Below are 17801 nucleotides of genomic sequence, written 5' to 3'. Positions count from 1 at the left end.
CGTCGGTCCCGCCGACCCCGCCGGTCGAATGGACGCACGAAGAATTGTGGATGAATTCGAAAACAGTTGAGAACCAGCGGAATTAAAGGCGCGCTACAGATCCACTGGAGAAATCTGATCGATTGGTTAACGGTCGGATAGCTTGCTTTTCTGCGCAAACAAAACGGGCCGTGCACGTGGCGGAGAACGGACGAGCGACGGGGAAGGTGCTCGCGTTGAAGATTCAGCTCTTGGGCCCGTTGGGTGCCGAGGTCAACGGAGAATCGATCGTTCCTTCTGCGGGGAAGCCGCGGCAGATCCTGGCGCTGATGGCGCTCTCTCCCGGCCGGGTGATCCCGGTGCCGACTCTGATGGAAGAAATCTGGTCGGTCAACCCTCCACAGAGCGCACTCACCACCTTGCAGACCTACATCCTGCAGTTGCGCCGGCGCATCGGTGTGGCCATGGGTCCCGGGGACGCGGGCAGTGTGAAGGACGTGCTCGCCACCCGGCACGGCGGATATCTGCTGCAGATTCCCAGCACCGATATCGACGTACGACAGTACGAGACGCTGGCGCGTGAGGGTCAGGTCGCTTTCGAGGCCGGCGACAATCAGGTCGCCGCCGATTGTTTTCGTAACGCGCTCGATCTGTGGCGGGGCCGGACGATGGTCGACGTGCGCCTCGGGCCGGTCCTCGAGATCGAGGCGATGCGCCTCGAGGCGAGCCGCCTGGTCACCGTGGAGCGGCGGATCGACGCGGACCTGCGGCTCGGCCGCCATGCCGGACTCATCGCGGAACTCGTCGAGTTGACGGCACGGCACCCCCGCCACGAGGGCCTGCACTCCCAGGTGATGGTCGCGCTGTACCGCTCCGGGCGGCAGAGCTCGGCCCTGGACGTCTACCGCAGGCTGCGCGGCCGCCTCATCGAGGAACTGGGGGTCGAGCCCTCTCCGCAGCTGCAGCGGCTGCACCAGGCGATGCTGGCGGTCGACCCGATGCTCGACGTGCTGGCGGGGCCGCGGCGCAGCTCCACCTTCGACCTGTTCGCGGCGTAAGAGCCTGTGCGCTGACCGGACACGCGGGTCCCGAGCTGTCCCGGCGGGGGATATGAGGCAGCTCGGGAGCCACGCCTTCCGGCGGTCCGGTTCGCCGGAGTTCCATGGTGGCCGGTCGCGATAGGGCGGGCCTCGAGCGCGAACGGCCCGCCCGGTGGACCTGGTTCAGACTCCGTAGGAGTGCAGCAGGTCGGAGGCGGCGCGGGCGACCTGGGTGCTCTTGAAGACGGCCGTGTGGTCGTCGGAGAACACGATCTCCTCCCGTACGAAACCGGCCTCCGGGAGCAGCAGGGCGCTGCGGGCGCGGGCCAGGCCCCGGTCAGGGCTCGACGAACACAGGGCCGTCCGCGTGGACCACAGCGGCAGTACGTCGACCGGTTCGGCGCGGGTGAGGGCGTCGAACCGCCTTGCGGCGAGCGCCAGTTCCGCCTCCTCGACCCCGGGCACGCCGGCCAGCAGGCCGCGCAGGTCGGCGGCGAGCGCCTCGACGTCGTCGAACGCGGCGTCGGCAGCGGTCGCCGCCTTCAGCTCCAGGGTGCCGAGCTCGTCGTAGGCCAGCGGGGTGGACAGCTGGGACAGCACCCGGTGGAACTCGTCGATGATGCTGCCCGCGTCGATCAACTCCGGGTCGAACAGCAGGAGTTCGGGCCCCGCGTCCTGGTGCCTGGCCAGCGCCCGGGCGATCACGCCCGCGTAGATGCCGCCCACCCTGCTGCCCAGGACGGTGTGCACCCGCAGCCCGGTGGCGACGACCCCGGCGATCCACGGCCGGACGTAGGCGTCCAGCCCTTCGCCCTTGAGTCCTTCGCCGTCCGGTCCCTCGTCGTTCGGGGACGGCCCTGACCCGGTGACCGGCAGGGCGCGCCACAGCGCGTGCGGGGTGTCGAGCAGCGGGGCCAGATCGCAGAAGCCCGACGGGAATTCGGCGCCGGGCAGGCCGTCGACGGCGAGGATCACCTGCCCCGTGTCGCCGCTTCGCAACTCTTCCCAGTATTCGAGAGCAGGCACGGCCCCTCCTCGGTGATGGCATCGGTGTGCGGCGTCCGCTCGCACGACGAGGACGAAGACGGAAGGCGAGAAGCGGCGGGCCCTGACCGTGAGCCCCTCGGGGGTCGGGGCTCGCGATAACCCTCGGTGTCCCGCCGCTCTCGCCGCATCGAGCGTAGAGCGGTCCTGAGCGCCTTCAGTACCCCTATCGACCCCTAGGGCCGAACTACGGGTCAGGGGAACGGAAGGGGGTGCGGACGAGCGGCACGCTGCTGCTCCTCCGGCGGGACAGGGGTGAATCTCGAGCGTTTCTCCACCGCGTCTGGTGAGGGTGGGCCGGGCCAGAGGTCCGTCCGTCTGCCCGAGGGAGGTCCGTCATGCCCACGACCACACGGCAGTTGCGCGGTCTGCCCCCGGTGTTCTGGTGGATCTGGGCGAGCCTGCTGGTCAACTGGCTGGGCGCGTTCGCCGGCCCGATGCTGGCCTTCTCCCTGACGGCGGACCGCGGCTACTCGGCCTCGTACACGGGCCTCGTGCTGGCGTTCCTCGGGGTCGGCGCGCTGCTGGGCAACGGCACGGGCGGGGTGTGCGCCGACCGCGTGGGCCGGCGTCCGACGCTGATCGCCGGACACTGCCTGAGCGCGACGAGCATGCTGCTGCTCGGCTTCGCCCAGGGGCGGACGGCCGTCGCCGCGGCCGCGTTCGCGGTGGGCGCGGGCGCCGGGATCGTGCGCCCCGCGGCCGGTGCCGCGCTGGCCGACGTCGTCGCGGCCGAGGACCGGCAGCGGGCGTTCTCCCTCAACTACTGGGCCGTGAACGCCGGGTTGGCCGTCTCCGGCACGCTCGCCGGTCTGCTGGCCGCCCACAGTTACACCGTCCTGTTCGTGGCGGACGCGGCGACCACCGCGCTGTGTGCGCTGCTGGTGTGGGCCAAGGTGCCGGAGACCCGCCCGCACACCGCGCGCGGACCCGGCCCCCGCCCGCTGCCGGGCCGCACGCTCCGTTCCGACCGGCTGTTCCTCGCCTTCGTCGTGCTGACCGTGGTGTTCGCCGTGGCCTTCGAGCAGCGTTCCGGCGCGCTCGCCGTGGTGATGGCCGGGCAGGGGCACTCGCCGCAGCTGTTCGGCGCCGTCAACGCCCTCAACGCGCTGCTCGTCGTCACCCTCCAGGTGCCGCTGACCCGGCTGCTCGCCCGGCGTTCACGGGCCCGGGTGCTGGGTGCCGCGGGGCTGCTGGGCGGTGCGGGCTTCGGCCTGAACGCGTTCGCCCACGGGGCGCCCGTCTATCTCCTCGCCGTCGGCGTGTGGACGCTCGGCGAGATGCTCCAGGCGCCCGCGGGGAGCGCCGTGACGGCCGAGCGCGCCCCGCGCGATCACCGCGGGCGCTATCTGGGGGCGTACGGCGCGGCGTGGTCCGTTGCCGCGTTCATCGGCCCGGCGGCCGGCGGCTGGTGCCTGGACCGCTTCGGCCCCGGGACCTTGTGGGGCGGCTGCGTGGCGCTCGGCGTGCTGGCCGGCTGCGGCTGGCTGCTGATCGTCGGCAGCGAGAGCTTCCGTACGGCGACTGCCGTGCGGGGTGGGGGCGGCACACGGCCGTCCCCTGGCAACACCGAGTACGAGACCGAGCACCACTCCGAGCATCACTTCGAGCACGAGACCGAGCACGAGACCGAGTACGCGACCAACAACCTGAAGGGACACGTCACATGAACCCGATGACCCTCGCCTCCGCCACCCTGCCCGGTGACCAGGACGTGCTGTTGTACAACACCTGCGTCTTCGCGTCCTTCGACGAACAGGGCGTGTTGCCGTACAACACGTGTGTTTCCGCGTCCTTCGAAGACCACGACGTGTTGCCGTACAACACCTGTGTGCGCGCGACCTTCCTCGAGGAGGACTTGGCGCTCAAGGACTGTCTCGCGACGTACGCGGCTTGATGTCCGTGCGTCTCGGTGAGCCCGGCCGGTCCGCGACGACGCGGACCGCGCCGGGCTCCGGCCCGCCCTTCCCGTACGTCACCGGTGTGCGCGCCTTCCGGGGCCTGGACGGCGCCCCGGCCGCCCTGCACCTGGCCGTGGCCGAACTGGACTCCGTGCAGCGGGAGTTGCCGTGGTCCGGCACCCGGCAGACCTTCGGCACCTCCTGGCACTCGGCGCAGGAGGCGGAGGTGTGTGCACGCGGCGAGGCCGTCGAACGGCGCTGCGGCGACCTCGCACCGCCGCCCGGCCGCCTGCTGTACGCCAGTCACGCGCAGCTGCGCCGGCGCGGGGTGCCCGCCCTGGATCCGGCGGACCTGCCGCTGTACACGCCGCGGCAGTACGCCACCGCGGGCTTCCCGTTCCTGCCCTTCACCGCCGACTCGCCCGTCCACTGGGTCGAGGCCCGCTCACTGACCCGCGACGCCCCCGTCCACGTACCGGCGTTCCTGGTGTACTCGGCCTGGCGGCAGATGCCACGGCCGCGCCCCGAACCGCCCCATGTCTTCCCGCCGTTGGGCGGCACGGCCGCCGGGGCCGGTGCCGGGCAGGCGGTGGCCGGTGCGCTGGCGGAGATCGTCGAGCGGGACGCGGCCGCCCTGTGGTGGGCCGCCGCGCAGCCCCTGCCCTCGCTGCCCCTCCCCGAGGACCTGCGGCCCCTGCTGGCGGGCGCACGCCACGAGGTGGACGTGCGCCTGGTCCACGTGCACAGCGAGTTCGGCCTGCCGGTGCTCGCCGCAGGGGTGCGCAGCCGTGCCGAGGGCTGGCTGACGTACGGCTTCTCGGCGCGCTCCGACCCGTACGAGGCGGCCGCGAAGGCGCTCGCCGAGGCCTGGTCGCTGCAGCGCACCTGGCGGCTCCTGGACCGGCCGGACGCGGCGCGGGCGGCGGGCGGCTCCCGATTCCTCAAGCCGTACCGGGCCGACCGGCGGTACCTGGACTCGTACCGCACGCCCACCGGTGAAGTGGGCGGATTCCACGACCAGTTGTGTGGGGCGCAGCTGTACCTGGACCCGCGGGCCGCCGAGCGGGTCGCGCCCTGGGCGTGGGACCTGCCCGAGGGCCGCTGGCCGGCCGGGCCGGGGCCGCGCGGCCCCGAGGCGCTGATCGCGGCGGCCGACGCCGCCGGGTTCGAGGTCATCGACGTCGACCTGACCAGCCCCGAGGCCGCGGCCGCCGGGCTCCACGTGCACCGCGTCATCGTCCCGGGCACGGTCCAGGCGGCGCCCGCGGCCTACCCGATGTGGGGGCCGTCCCGGGTCCGCGAGACTCCGGTGCGGCTCGGATGGCGCGAAACGCCTCTCGTGGAGGGGGAGTTGAACGGGTTTCCGATGCCGCACTGCTGAGGCGGTCCGGGTTCGACCGCGGACCGCCTCACCGCACGCATGCTTCCTCAGCGGTTCGGGCACAGCGTCAAGGACGAGTCGTACACGTCCTCGACGTCGGTCAGGCGGAAGCTGCGGGTGCCGATCCAGCCCTCGTACTTGCCGGTCAGGCCCCAGGCCTTCAGGCTCTCGTCCTTGCCGGCCACCAGGTCGTTGACGTTGGTGACGCCGATCGAGCGGACGACCGAACCGTCGGCCAGCGTGTCCGTGTTGTCCTGGTGGGTCCACAGCACGTCGCCCTGCGCGAACAGCACGTGGCTGTTGCCGGTGACGTCGGCCACGACTCTGCCGCGCGAGTCGGTCAGCTGGTTGTGCCAACTGCCGCTGTCGCCGAGGCTGTAGCCCTTCGGGTCCGCGTCGTCGTACGTCGCGTTGAGCACGGTCTCGGTGAGGTTCTTGAACGTGACACAGCCGTGGTGGTGGGCACGGGCGGTGGACGCGTCGGCCGGCATCGTCACGAGCACGCCCGCGATACCGGCGGCCAGACCAACCGCCACCATTGCCCGTCGTCCCAGTCCCATTCGGAGCATGATCTTCCTCGTCTCTTGGTGAACAGCGTGCCCGTCAGTGTCGGGGCGGCCGCTAAGGCGGTTCTTAACCGGTGGCGCATCTTCCGTGTACCGCGCGCCGCGCTCGAGCGACTGTTGAGCGATGCTCCGCATGCTGAATCGCATGGCGCTGACACGAGTGACGAACGAGAGCGACGACGAGGGGTGGGTACGCCGCTTCCACCCGGCCGACGGGCGGGCCCATCGCCTGGTCCTGCTGCCGCACGCGGGTGGGGCCGCATCCTTCTTCTTCCCGTTCTCCGCGGCGCTGGCCGAGCACGCGGACGTCCTGGCCATCCAGTACCCGGGACGTCAGGACCGCCGCCACGAACGGCTGTTGACCAGCGTCGAGGAGCTCGCGCACGGCACGTACCAGGCGCTGCGCCCCTGGGCGGACCGGCCGCTCGTGCTGTTCGGGCACAGCATGGGAGCCGTCGTCGCGTTCGAGGTGGCGCGGCTGCTCGAGCGGGCGGGCGACCCGCCCGCCGGGCTGATCGTCTCCGGCCGCAGGCCTCCGCACGTACAGCGGGCCGAGCGGGTGCACCTGCTGGACGACGACCGGCTGCTCGAGGAGATCCGCAGGCTCAGCGGGACGGACCCGGGCGTGTTCGCCGACGCGGACGTGCTGCGCATGGTGATGCCCGCGATCCGGGCCGACTACCGGGCCGTCGAGACGTACCGGTACCGGCCGGACGCGGACGGTCCGGCGCTGGCCTGTCCGCTGAGCGTGCTCACCGGCGACAGCGACCCGAGGGTGAGCGTCCAGGAGGCCGCGGGCTGGCGGGAGTTCACCAGCGGCCCGTTCTCTTTCCGCCAATTCCCCGGCGGCCACTTCTACTTGACGCCGCGCCGCGACGACGTGGTGCGCGCGATCACCGAGAACCTCGACAACTTCGCTCTGCCCCTGGCTGGTTGAGCGGCTCGCCCGGATTAGGGGTGGTTAGGGGTATCGAGCTGCTCATGCGGATCTCTAGCGTTTCGGGAGGACGGACCCCCACCACTGCGCGTGCCCTGTGGCAGGGCGACGCGCGCCCTCCAGGAAGTTGAGGTCATGGAGACAATCCTCAGGAAGTTAGGGCGGACCACCGCCCGTCGCCCCCTGCTGACGATCGGCGCGTGGGTGCTGGCCGTCGTGGCGCTCTTCGGCCTGGGACAAGCCGCGGGCGGAGGGTTCGTCAACGAGTTCCGCATTCCGGGCTCCGAGGCGCAGAAGGCGGTCGACCTGGCCACCGAGCACTTCCCCGAGATGGGGGCCGTGAGCGCCGACGTCACCTGGCGGGCCGAGAGCGGCAGTCTCTCCGATCCGGGCAAGGCCGCCGCCATCAAGGACGTCGTCGCCGCGTTCGGCACGCAGCCCGACGTGAACTCCGCGGACAATCCGATGGCCGCCCAGGGCACGCGCAGCGAGGACGGCAAGACCGCCCTCAGCTCCGTCCAGTACGGCAAGCCGATCGGTGACCTGACGGCCGACGCCTTCAAACGCCTGGACAAGGCGGCCGACAAGGCCCGGCAGGCCGGTGTCGACGTCGAGTTCCGCGGCCAGGTCGCCGACCTGGCGTCCGCGCCGGAGACCGGCAGCTCCGAACTGGTCGGTGTCGCCGTCGCTCTGCTCATCCTGCTGCTCGCCTTCGGTTCGGTGGTGGCCGCGGGTCTGCCCGTGCTGGTCGCGCTGGCCGGCCTGGCCGGCGGTACGGCACTGGTGCTCATCGCCGGCACGGGCATGGACATCCCGGCCACCGCACCGATCGTGGCGGTCATGCTGGGGCTCGGCGCCGGGGTGGACTACGCCCTGTTCGTCGTCACCCGGTTCCGGCAGAGCCTCGCGCGGGGCCAGGACAAGATCGAGGCGGTCGGCGAGGCCATGGCCACCGCCGGGCACGCGGTGCTGTTCGCCGGTGCGACGGTGGTCGCGGCCATCCTCGGCCTGCTGCTCACCGGCATTCCCTTCATCGGCGGCATGGGCGTGGCGGCGGCCCTGACCGTGGCGATGACCCTGACCTCGGCGCTGACCCTGCTGCCCGCGGTGCTCGGACTGCTCGGCCACCGGGTCAACGCCCTGCGCGTGGGCCGCCGCAGGCGCCCCGTCACGGATCCGGAGAACAGCTTCTGGGGACGCTGGGTGGGGGCCGTCGTCCGCCGCCGCTACCTGTTCGCCGGTGCGTCCCTGGTGGTCCTGGCCGTCATCAGCATTCCGCTGTTCAGCCTGCGCATGGGCACGCCCGACGACGGCAACAACCCGCAGAGCTTCACCCAGCGCAGGGCCTACGACACGGTCACCGAGGCGTTCGGGCCGGGCAGCAACGCCCAGCTCATGCTCGTCGCCAAGCTGCCCGGCGGCAGCGGTGACGACGCCGTGCTGAAGCGGCTCGGCACCGCGCTCGGCAAGGACAAGGAGGTGGCCAACGCCACCCCGGCCGCGCTCAGCAAGGACAAGGAAGTCGCCCTGGTGACGGTCGTGCCCAAGCACGGTCCGCAGGCCCAGCAGGTCAGCGATCTGCTGCACCGGATCCGGGACGACATCGCGCCCGGGGCGGTGGCCGGCACCGGCGTCAAGGTCTACGTCGGCGGGACCACCGCGTTCGTCACCGACCTGTCCGACGCCGTCGGCAAGCGGCTGCCCTGGATGGTGCTCGCCGTGCTCGGTGTGGCCGTGGTGCTGCTGATCGGCATGTTCCGGGCGCCGTTGATGGCGCTCAAGGCGGCCCTGATGGCGCTGCTGTCGGTGGGTTCCTCGATCGGGGTGCTCGTCGCGGTCTTCCAGTGGGGCTGGGGCCTGTCCCTGATCGGTCTCGACGCGACGGTGCCGATCATCTCCATGGTTCCGATGCTGCTGTTCGCGGTGCTCTTCGGACTCTCCATGGACTACGAGGTGTTCATCCTCTCCGCGATCAAGGAGGAGTACGACCGGACGCGCGATCCGGTGCGTGCCCTGCGCGCGGGCCTGGGCAGCACCGCCCTGGTCGTCGTCGCGGCGGCCGCCATCATGGCGCTGGTCTTCCTGTCCTTCGTCCCGATCAGCGACCCGTCCATCAAGATGATCGGCGTCGGCCTGGCGGCCGCGGTCCTGGTGGACGTCGGCATCGTCCGGATGATCCTGCTGCCCGCGGTGATGGGCATCCTCGGACACACCGCCTGGCTCGGCTCGGGCGTGCGCGGCCGGTCGGCCACCGCCACGAGCACGGTCGAGGTGCCGGCGCCGGTGGGGGCGACCACCGCCGCGGACCTGGCGGACCTGGACGAGGCGCTCCCCGAGGTCGGCGCCGACGTGCGCTGACGCGTCCGCCACGCTTGCGACCCGGTCGGGGGGGGGGGGGGGGGGGGGGCCGGCGCCGCGCGGGCGCCCCCCCCCCCCCGGGGGGGGGGGGGGGGGGGGGGGGGGGGGGGCCCGCCCCCCGCCCCCCCCCCGGGGGGCCGCCCCCCGCGCCCCGGCCCCCCCCCCCCCCCCGCCCCCGGGGGGGGGGGGGCCCGGGGCCCCCCCGGGCCGGGGCGCCCCACGACCACGTGCGGGGGAGGGGAAGCGGACGGGGTTCCGACGGGCCCCTACTTACGGACCGTCAGGTTCCGCAGCCGGATGCCGTAGCGCGTCGCCGGGACCAGCCAGCGCGACGCGAGGCCCGCGAACCGCTGCTTGGGCATGACGAGGCGGCGGTGTGCGGCCTCGTACCGGGCCAGCGCCGCGCTCAGGTCGCCGGAATCGGCCGCCACCTCCTGCGCCAGCGTGCGCGCCCCGGCCATCGCCAGGCTGGAACCGTCGCCGAACAGCGAGATGCAGGACGCCGCGTCGCCGAGCAGCGCCACCCGGCCGTCCCACCAGCGGTCCAGGCGCACCTGGCTGACCGCGTCGAAGTACAGCTCGTCACAGGCCCGGGCCCGCTTCAGCAGCTCCGGCACCCGCCAGCCGGCGTTCGCGTACGCGGCGCTCAACAGCCGCTTGTGCTGCGCCATGTCACGGTGGTCGAACCCCGGCACCGTACGGCTGCGGAACACGAAGAACGCCAGCGCGCCGGTACGGGCCGGTGACACGGCCACCGCCTTGCCCGGGGTGTTGTACATGACCACCCGCTGCGGGTCGTGCTCGAGCGAGGGATCGGCCGGTGTGGTCGCCGCGTACAGGCCCATGCCGCGCACGAACCGCGACTCGGGGCCGAAGACCAGCCGCCGTACGTTCGAGTGCAGTCCGTCCGCGCCGATCACCAGGTCGAAGCGCCGGTCCCCGGCCCGCTCGAAGGTGATGTCCACCCCGTCGGCGTCCTGCGCGAGACCGACGACCGAGTCGTCGAAGAGGAACTCGGTGTCGTCCCGGCAGGCCTCGTACAGAATCGCGGCGAGATCCCCGCGCGGCAGCTCCACCTGCCGGCTGATGTCGGCCTGCGCCAACCCCATCCGGGCCGTCGCGCGCCCCGAGTCGTCGACGAACGTCATGGCGCGCGCCCCGGTCGTCGCCTCCCTGATGCGGTCCAACACCCCCATGTCCCGGGCCACTTGGAAGGCCGGGCCGCGTACGTCCACCGGACTGCCGCTGGAGCGGGCGGTCGCGGCCCGCTCGACCACCGTGACCCGTAAGCCGTGCCGGGCCAGCCAGTACGCCAGGGTGGCCCCGGCGATCCCGCCCCCGGAAATCAACACGCTCCTGCTGCTCATCACGTTCTCCCGTCCCGGCAGTCCCTTGATCTCGCTACGCAGTCTGGTGCCCGCACGGGCGGAGCGCGTTCGGAACTCAAGTGGCGCTCAAGCGTGCCGCGATCGCCGGTGCGCACCCTGGTGGGGTGAGGGACACCCCTGTCGCTCCGCCGTGCCCGCACGTGTGCAGCCTGTCAACTCGGTGCCCCTCCACACCTCTTGAACCGCTCCATCTGTTCACAATCCGCCCTGGAGGCTGCTTTGACAGCACCTGCCCTCTCGACCTCACCACGCCGTTGGTGGGCACTGGCCGCACTGGCCCTCAGCGTGCTGATCATCGGTCTCGACGGCACGATCATCAACGTCGCGCTGCCCACCGTCGCCCGCGACCTGGACGCCAGCAACTCCCAGTTGCAGTGGATCAGCGGCGGATATCTGCTCACGCTCTCCGCCGTCATGCTGCCGGTGGGCATCCTCGGTGACCGCTTCGGCCAGAAACGGCTGCTGCTCACCGGCATCAGCCTGTTCGGCGTCGCCTCCCTGGTCGGGGCGCTGGTCGACTCGACGGGCGCACTGATCACGGTGCGGGCCGTGCTCGGCGTCGGCGCGGCGATGATCATGCCGCTGTCGATGGCGCTCCTGAACCGGATCTTCGCCAAGGAGGAGCTGTCCAAGGCGATCGCCACCTGGACCGCGGCCGCCGCTCTCGGCATGCCGGTCGGCCCCGTGGTCGGCGGCTGGCTGCTCGATCACTTCTGGTGGGGATCGATCTTCCTGTTCAACATCCCCGTCGTCGTCATCGCGCTGGTCGCGGCCGCGTGGCTGCTGCCGAGCGACCGCGACGCCGCAGTGTCGCAGGTGAAGGAGAAGGCCCAGGCCGCCTCCTTCGACGCACTCGGAGCGGTGCTCGGCGGCCTGGCCATCACCGCGCTCGTCTACGGCACCATCCTGGTGCCGGAGGACGGCTGGGGCAGTTCTGGAGTGATCGTCAGCCTGATCGCGGGTGTCGCGCTGGCCGCCGGGTTCGTGGTGCGCGAGCGGACGTACGCCCATCCGCTGGTCGACCTCAAGCTCTTCTCCCACCGGGGTTTCCTGTGGGGCACGCTGGTCGCGATCTTCGGCAACTTCGCCATCATGGGCATCCTGTTCGTGGTGCCGCAGTACCTGCAGGGCGTGCTCGGCAGCGACGCGCTCGGCACCGGCGTCCGCGTCCTGCCGATGATGGGCGGTCTGCTGGTGGCCGCGACGCTGAGCGAGAACCTGATGCCCCGGCTCGGGGCCCGGATCGTCATGCCGGCAGGCCTGGTCCTGCTCGCCGCGGGCGCCCTGCTGGGTGCCCGGACCGACAGCGGCGACGGGTACGGGTTCACCGCGCTGTGGCTCTCCGTGGCCGGACTCGGCTTCGGCATGGTCATGGTGCCCGCCACCAGCATGGCGCTGTCCTCGCTGACCACGGAGAACTCCGGCCAGGGCGCCAGCCTGCTGGAGACCGTGCAGCAACTCGGCGGCGTACTCGGTGTCGCGGGGCTCGGCAGCCTGCTCAGCGCGGGCTTCCTCGACCGGCTCTCGGTGACCGGGCTGCCCGAGCCCGCCGCCGACGCGGCACGCGAGTCGGTGACGGCGTCCAACGCCGTGGCCGACCAGCTGAAGAACCCCGAGCTGCTGGCCTCCGGCCATGCCGCCTTCATCCACGGCGTGAGCCTGGTCCTGATCGCCGTCGCCGTGCTCTCCCTGGTGTCCGCGGTGTTCGCGGCCCTCTTCCTGCCGTCGCGCGGTGCGGTGGCACCGGCCGACGCGGCGGAGACGACCGAGGACAGCGGCTCCGTCCCCGCCCCGGGCGCGCAGACGTCCGAGGCCGGGAAGAGCACGCTGGTCTGACGACACGACAGCAGGCACGGAAAACCCCCGGACACACCCTGTGTCCGGGGGTTTTCCGTGGAGTCTCAGGCCTGGTCGGGGCAGAGGGTGATCGTGGTGCGGGCCGTGTCGCCCGAGGTACGCACCCACTCGCGGGTGCCGTGCCAGCCGAGGTAGCGGCCGCCCGTGCCGCTGAAGCCCTCGACGACCGCCGTGCCCTTCATCAGGTCAGCGATGTCGGTGACGCCGACCGCGGTGCCCTTGCCCCCGTTGACGAACTCGAACTTCTCCGTCCACAGGCCGATGAGGTGTCCGTCGCTCGGCCGGTTGTAGAGCATCCGGGCGCTGCCGTACACGACGGCGACCAGCTTGCCGCCGGCGTCCCTGACCTCGTCGCGGTACACGCCGAGGTCGCCGACGCTCGGCCCGGTGGGCGCCACGTCGTGCTCGTCCATCGTGACCGTGACCTCGGCGAGGTCGGTGAACACCTGACAGCCCGCCGGTGCCGCGGGGGCCGAGGCACCCGCCGTCGACGCCGCGCCGGTGACGGTGGCGGCGATGGCGGCGAGTGCGAAGGTGACGGCCGTGGCCCTGCGCCGGGACGAGGAAAGCCTGCCGAGTGTGCGTGCCATGTTGTTGTCTCCAGACGTTGAACAGTTCTTGCGTGTGGTGCGGGCTCAGGCCGCGGACGGTTCCCCGAACCAGGTGCGCAGCGCGGCGGACAGGCTCTCCGCGTCGTCGCCGGCCCAGACGACCCAGCCGTCGGGGCGCACCAGCAGGGCGGGCGCGGCCAGTTCCTCGGTGGGCTGCGCGCGCACCACGTCGACGCGGTCCTGCCACCCGGACACGTCGCCGAGGCCCGCGCCCAGGTCGAACACGACACCGCGGCCCGCGGACAGGGCCTCGCCGGTGTTCGTCTCGCCGCTCTCGGTCTTCAGCGGTACGTGCAGCACGCGGTGACCGACGACCGGCAGGTCGCCCTCGCCGCGGACCGGGTACTCGATGTCCGTGGACCAGGTCGCCAGCATGCGGTTGACCTCGTCGACCTTGACGACTTCCTCGAAGACCTCACGCAGCGCCTCCACCTTGTCCAGCGGGTGGATCAGCGACATCTGCGCCTGCGCGGCCTGGCAGGCGCGGAAGCCCGCCAGGTGACGCTCCGTGTGGTACGAGTCGAGCAGCCCCTCGGGAGCCCAGCCCTTGATGGCCGCGGCCAGCTTCCAGGCCAGGTTGACCGCGTCGTTGATGCCGGTGTTGAGACCGTGGCTCGCGGTCGGCACGTAGTGGTGGGCCGCTTCACCCGCGAGGAACACCCGGCCCTCCCGGTAGCGGTCGGCGAGCTGGGTGGTCCCCGTGTAGCGCCGGATCCACAGCGGATCGCCGACCTGCATGTCCTTGCCGGTGACCCGCTTGATGTTCTCCATCAGCTCCGCGGAGGTCGGCGGCACCGACTCCGGCGGCGCGTCCCGGTCGAACTCCACGGTCTGCAGGCGCCAGCGGCCGGTGTCCCCCTCCGGCAGCGCACCGAAGACCCCGCCCTCGCGCACACCGGCCTCGAACTCGCCGCTGTACGAAGCGAAGTCGCCGAGGATCCCGTACCAGGACTTGCCCTTGCGGGTCACGCCGATGCCGGCCAGCTCACGCACCAGGCTGTCGCGGCCGTCGGCGCCCACCAGGTACTCGCCGCGCAGCTCGTAGCCGCCGTCGCCGCCGGTCACCTGGACGGTGACACCGGTCGCGTCCTGGCTGTAGCCGGTCACCTTGTGCCCGCGGCGCACATCGGCGCCGACCTTCGCCGCCTCCTCCTCGAGCTTCCGCTCGATCAGGGTCTGCGAGACGAGGAGGTTGTACTCGGACTCCAGCTTGGTCAGGTCGAGCCAGACCATCCCGAAGTGCAGAGCGGGCCACTTGGGCGCCTCGCCGAGCTTCTCCAGCAGACCACGCTCGTTGAAGACGTCCACCAGCCGGGAGTGGAAGGTGCCGACGTGTTCGTCGGCGTGGTGCTCCACGCGCTCCTCGAGGACCACGGAGGGGATGCCCGCGCGTCCGAGATCGAACGCGAGCAGAAGACCGACCGGCCCACCGCCTGCGATGATGACGGGGTGATTCATGGTGTGTGCTCCTAAGGGAATTGACGTCACAGGGCGGTGAGCAGCGCGCCGCGCAGGTGCTCGGCGAGAGCAGCCGGTGTGGGGTGGTCGTAGATCGCGACCGGGTCGAGCTCCAGACCCTCCTCGCTCAGCCGCTTGCTCAGTTCGAGCGCGGTGAACGAGGACATGCCGAGCTCAAGGAAGTCGAGGCGTACGTCGATCAGTTCCGCGTCGCCGAGCCCGAGCACGTCCGCCGTGTACTGGCGCACGGCCTCCAGGAGCGTGGCCTCCACCTCGTCGGCGGGCAGACCGGCCAGCTGGTCCCGCAGGGGCACCGGCGCATCGTCCTGCGGCTCCAGCTGCTCCTGCTGCCCCTGAGCGCCGGGAGCCTGGGCCCGGTGCCAGTCGGCCAGCGCCGGCAGCAGCTCGGACAACGCCGACTGCTGCGCCGGATCGAGCGCGAGCAGCCCCGCCAGGGCGGCCTCGTCACCTGCGGCCACGGCGTCCCACAGCACACCACCGACGGCCGTCCCCGCGCCCGCACCGGCCCCGGATCCGACGTCGGAGCGTGGGTCGAGCCAGTACCGCTGGTGCTGGAAGGCGTAGGTGGGGAGGGGGGTGGTGGTGCCGTGGATGGGCCAGGTGACGGGGTGTCCGTTGACGTGGGCGGTGGCGGTGGCGGTGAGCAGGGTGTGCGGCTCGGTCTGGTCGGGTCGGAGGGTGGGGGTGAGGACGGCGGTGGTGTCGGCGAGGGTGGTGGCGGCCATGGCGGTGAGGGTGCCGTCGGGGCCGAGCTCGACGAACGTCGTCACGCCGGTGTTGTGGAGGGTGGTGATGCCGTGGTGGAAGCGGACGGCTTCGCGGATGTGGCTCGTCCAGTAGGCCGGGTCCTGCAACTGCTCAGGGGTGGCCAGTTGTCCGGTGACGTTGGAGATGACCGGGATGGTCGGTTCGGCGTACGTGAGTGTGGCCGCGACCTGCTGGAACTCCTCCAGGATGCTGTCCATGTGGGGGGAGTGGAAGGCGTGGCTGACGTTGAGGAGCTTGGTCTTGCGCCCGTTCTCCTTCCACCGTCCGGCGATCGCAGTGACCTCGTCGTGGTCGCCTGCGATGACGACGGACTGCGGCCCGTTGATGGCCGCGATCGACACCAACTCGCTCAGATCTGCGGTCAGTTCGTCTTCGGTGGCCTGGATGGCGGCCATGGCGCCGCCTGCTTGGGCGGATTGCATGAGCCGGGCTCGTGCGGCGACGAGGGTGCAGGCGTCGGCGAGGGTGAGTACGCCTGCGCAGTGGGCGGCGGCGAGTTCCCCGATGGAGTGTCCGGCGAGGTAGTCGGGTGTGACGCCCCAGCTTTCCAGGAGCCGGAACAGTGCGACCTCGATGGCGAAGAGCGCGGGCTGCGTGTTCTCCGTGCGCGCCAACTGCTCTGCGTCGTCGCCCCAGATGATGTCGCGGAGTCCGGGTTCGAAGTGGTCCAGGATTGCGTCGAAGGCGGTCGCGAAGGCGGGGTAGGTGGCGTGCAACTCGCGTCCCATGCCCAGGCGTTGAGCCCCCTGCCCCGTGAAGAGGAAGGCGAGCTTGCCGGGCTGGGTCGCATCGCCCGTCACCACCGCGCCGTGGCTGCGGCCCGAGGCCAGGGAGCGGAGGGCGGTCCGCAGTGCGTCCGCGTCCGTGCCCACCACTGCGGCCCGCTGGTCGAAGTGGGTGCGGGAGGTGAGCAGGGAGTGGGCGACGTCGGCCTCGGACGTTCCGGGGCGGCCCTCGAGCCAGGCTTCGAGGCGCTTGGCCTGTTGGCGCAGTGCGCGCTCGGTCTTCGCCGACAGCGGCCAGACGTACGGCCCGGCGTGCGGCCCGGCCTGCGCTGCGGGCTGGGGCGTGGCCGCGGCTTCGGCCTCGTCGTTCTCCTCGGGTTCGGGTGCCTCTTCGAGGATGACGTGGGCGTTGGTGCCGCTGATGCCGAAGGAGGAGACACCCGCGCGGCGCGGGCGGTCCTTGCGCTCCCAGGGCTCGGCCTGCGCCAGCAGCGAGACCGCGCCCGCCTCCCAGTCGACGTGCGGGGAGGGCGCGTCGATGTGCAGGGACCGGGGCAGTACGCCGTTGCGTATCGCCATGACCATCTTGATGACACCGGCGACACCGGCCGCGGCCTGCGTGTGGCCGATGTTGGACTTGACCGAGCCCAGCCGCAACGGCTGGTCGGCCGGGCGGTCCTGCCCGTACGTGGCGAGGATCGCCTGCGCCTCGATCGGGTCGCCCAGGGTGGTGCCGGTGCCGTGCCCCTCGACCACGTCGACGTCCGCGCTGCGCAGCCGGGCGTCCGCGAGGGTCTGCCGGATGAGCCGTTCCTGCGCGGGCCCGTTCGGGGCGGTGAGGCCGTTGCTGGCGCCGTCCTGGTTGATGGCGCTGCCGCGGACGACCGCGAGGACCTCGTGCCCGTTCTTGCGGGCGTCGGAGAGCCGCTCCACCAGGAGCAGGCCCACGCCCTCGGCCCAGCCGGCCCCGTCGGCCTCGGCCGAGAAGGACTTGCACCGGCCCTGCGGCGACTGGCCGCGCTGGCGGCTGAACTCGATGAACACACCCGGTGTCGCCATGACCGTGACGCCGCCCGCGAGCGCCAGGTCGCACTCGCCGCTGCGCAGCGCCTTGACGGCCAGGTGCAGCGCGACCAGGGACGACGAGCACGCCGTGTCGATGCTGACCGCGGGCCCCTCGAAGCCGAAGGTGTAGGCGACGCGGCCGGAGGCGACACTGCCCGCGCTGCCGCTGCCCACCAGGCCCTCGAAGCCGTCGGGCGCGGGGTGCAGCCGGGCCCCGTAGTCGCTGTACATGATCCCGGCGAAGACACCGGTCCGGCTGCCGCGCAGCGCGGTCGGGTCGACCCCGGCGTCCTCGAAGGCCTCCCAGGCGGTCTCCAGAAGGAGCCGCTGCTGCGGGTCGATGGCCTGGGCGTCCCGCGGGGATATCCCGAAGAACCTGGCGTCGAAGTGGGCGGCGTCGTAGAGGAATCCGCCTTCCGCGGACACCGAGGTGCCCAGGTGCTCGGGGTCCGGGTGGTACAGCTCGTCCACCGGCCAGCCGCGGTCCTCGGGGAAGCCGCCGACGGCGTCGGTCTCGCCGGCGACGAGCTGCCAGAGCTCCTGCGGGGAGCGGACCCCGCCCGGGAACCGGCAGCCCATGCCGACGATCGCGATCGGCTCGCTCTGACCGGATTCCAACTCCCGTACGCGTTCCCGCGCTTGGTGCAGATCGGCCGTTACCCACTTGAGGTAGTCGACGAGCTTCTGCTCTTTGTCGGTGGA

At 71.9% G+C, this 17801-nt stretch carries 12 protein-coding genes and 1 pseudogene; 7 read left to right on the top strand and 6 right to left on the bottom strand.

The annotated features are described in order from the left end of the window. The first annotated feature begins 215 nt into the window (after positions 1–215). Positions 216–1037: an AfsR/SARP family transcriptional regulator gene (locus ACIBUY_RS39165; protein WP_365573469.1), complete on the top strand. Its 822-nt coding sequence runs from the start codon at positions 216–218 to the stop codon at positions 1035–1037. 165 nt (positions 1038–1202) lie between these two features. On the opposite strand, the gene ACIBUY_RS39160 is transcribed toward ACIBUY_RS39165, so the two are convergent. Further along, entirely contained in the window at positions 1203–2045 is an 843-nt protein-coding gene (locus ACIBUY_RS39160; protein ID WP_399155205.1) for a hypothetical protein, read from the bottom strand. 356 nt (positions 2046–2401) lie between these two features. Here ACIBUY_RS39160 and ACIBUY_RS39155 point away from each other — a divergent pair, with 356 nt between their 5' ends. From ACIBUY_RS39155 to ACIBUY_RS39145, 3 genes are read left to right on the top strand one after another with little or no spacing between them, the layout of a single operon-like run. Beyond that, positions 2402–3733 carry an MDR family MFS transporter gene (locus tag ACIBUY_RS39155; protein ID WP_399155204.1) on the top strand — a complete coding sequence of 444 codons (1332 nt, stop codon included), beginning with the start codon at positions 2402–2404 and terminating at the stop codon, positions 3731–3733. After that, positions 3730–3960 (top strand): hypothetical protein, encoded by a 231-nt coding sequence (locus ACIBUY_RS39150; RefSeq protein WP_399155203.1) that lies wholly within the window; start codon positions 3730–3732, stop codon positions 3958–3960. Before ACIBUY_RS39155 ends, ACIBUY_RS39150 begins: the two co-directional genes overlap by 4 nt. After that, positions 3960–5345, top strand: a complete 1386-nt coding sequence (locus ACIBUY_RS39145; protein WP_399155202.1) for a YcaO-like family protein — start codon at positions 3960–3962, stop codon at positions 5343–5345. Before ACIBUY_RS39150 ends, ACIBUY_RS39145 begins: the two co-directional genes overlap by 1 nt. A gap of 47 nt (positions 5346–5392) precedes the next feature. Here the strand turns inward: ACIBUY_RS39145 and ACIBUY_RS39140 are convergent, their stop codons facing one another. Continuing rightward, positions 5393–5884 carry a hypothetical protein gene (locus ACIBUY_RS39140; RefSeq protein WP_399155201.1) on the bottom strand — a complete coding sequence of 164 codons (492 nt, stop codon included), beginning with the start codon at positions 5882–5884 and terminating at the stop codon, positions 5393–5395. 172 nt (positions 5885–6056) lie between these two features. Here ACIBUY_RS39140 and ACIBUY_RS39135 point away from each other — a divergent pair, with 172 nt between their 5' ends. Further along, positions 6057–6848 (top strand): alpha/beta fold hydrolase, encoded by a 792-nt coding sequence (locus ACIBUY_RS39135; RefSeq protein WP_365573436.1) that lies wholly within the window; start codon positions 6057–6059, stop codon positions 6846–6848. A gap of 135 nt (positions 6849–6983) precedes the next feature. Beyond that, complete coding sequence (locus ACIBUY_RS39130) at positions 6984–9206, top strand: MMPL family transporter (protein ID WP_399155200.1); 2223 nt, start codon at positions 6984–6986, stop codon at positions 9204–9206. A gap of 266 nt (positions 9207–9472) precedes the next feature. On the opposite strand, the gene ACIBUY_RS39125 is transcribed toward ACIBUY_RS39130, so the two are convergent. Beyond that, complete coding sequence (locus tag ACIBUY_RS39125; RefSeq protein WP_399155199.1) at positions 9473–10573, bottom strand: FAD-dependent oxidoreductase; 1101 nt, start codon at positions 10571–10573, stop codon at positions 9473–9475. A 240-nt stretch (positions 10574–10813) separates the two neighbouring features. Between ACIBUY_RS39125 and ACIBUY_RS39120 the strand changes: the two genes are divergently transcribed. Further along, positions 10814–12430 (top strand): MFS transporter, encoded by a 1617-nt coding sequence (locus tag ACIBUY_RS39120; RefSeq protein ID WP_365573445.1) that lies wholly within the window; start codon positions 10814–10816, stop codon positions 12428–12430. A 65-nt stretch (positions 12431–12495) separates the two neighbouring features. On the opposite strand, the gene ACIBUY_RS39115 is transcribed toward ACIBUY_RS39120, so the two are convergent. The 3 genes and pseudogenes from ACIBUY_RS39115 to ACIBUY_RS39105 form a co-directional block, all read right to left on the bottom strand. Further along, entirely contained in the window at positions 12496–13041 is a 546-nt protein-coding gene (locus tag ACIBUY_RS39115) for a hypothetical protein (protein ID WP_365573448.1), read from the bottom strand. Positions 13042–13086: 45 nt separating this feature from the next. Beyond that, a complete protein-coding gene (locus tag ACIBUY_RS39110; RefSeq protein ID WP_365573451.1) occupies positions 13087–14520 on the bottom strand; it encodes an FAD-dependent monooxygenase in 1434 nt (477 codons plus the stop codon). 26 nt (positions 14521–14546) lie between these two features. Next, positions 14547–17795 (bottom strand): annotated as a pseudogene (locus ACIBUY_RS39105) (type I polyketide synthase); the annotation flags it as partial. Positions 17796–17801: the final 6 nt, after the last annotated feature.

It is taken from the genome of Streptomyces sp. NPDC050085 (assembly GCF_044460595.1).
GTDB lineage: Bacteria > Actinomycetota > Actinomycetes > Streptomycetales > Streptomycetaceae > Streptomyces.
The sequence above is the reverse complement of the archived record's forward strand: the minus strand, read 5'-3'. Positions and strand labels throughout refer to the sequence as shown.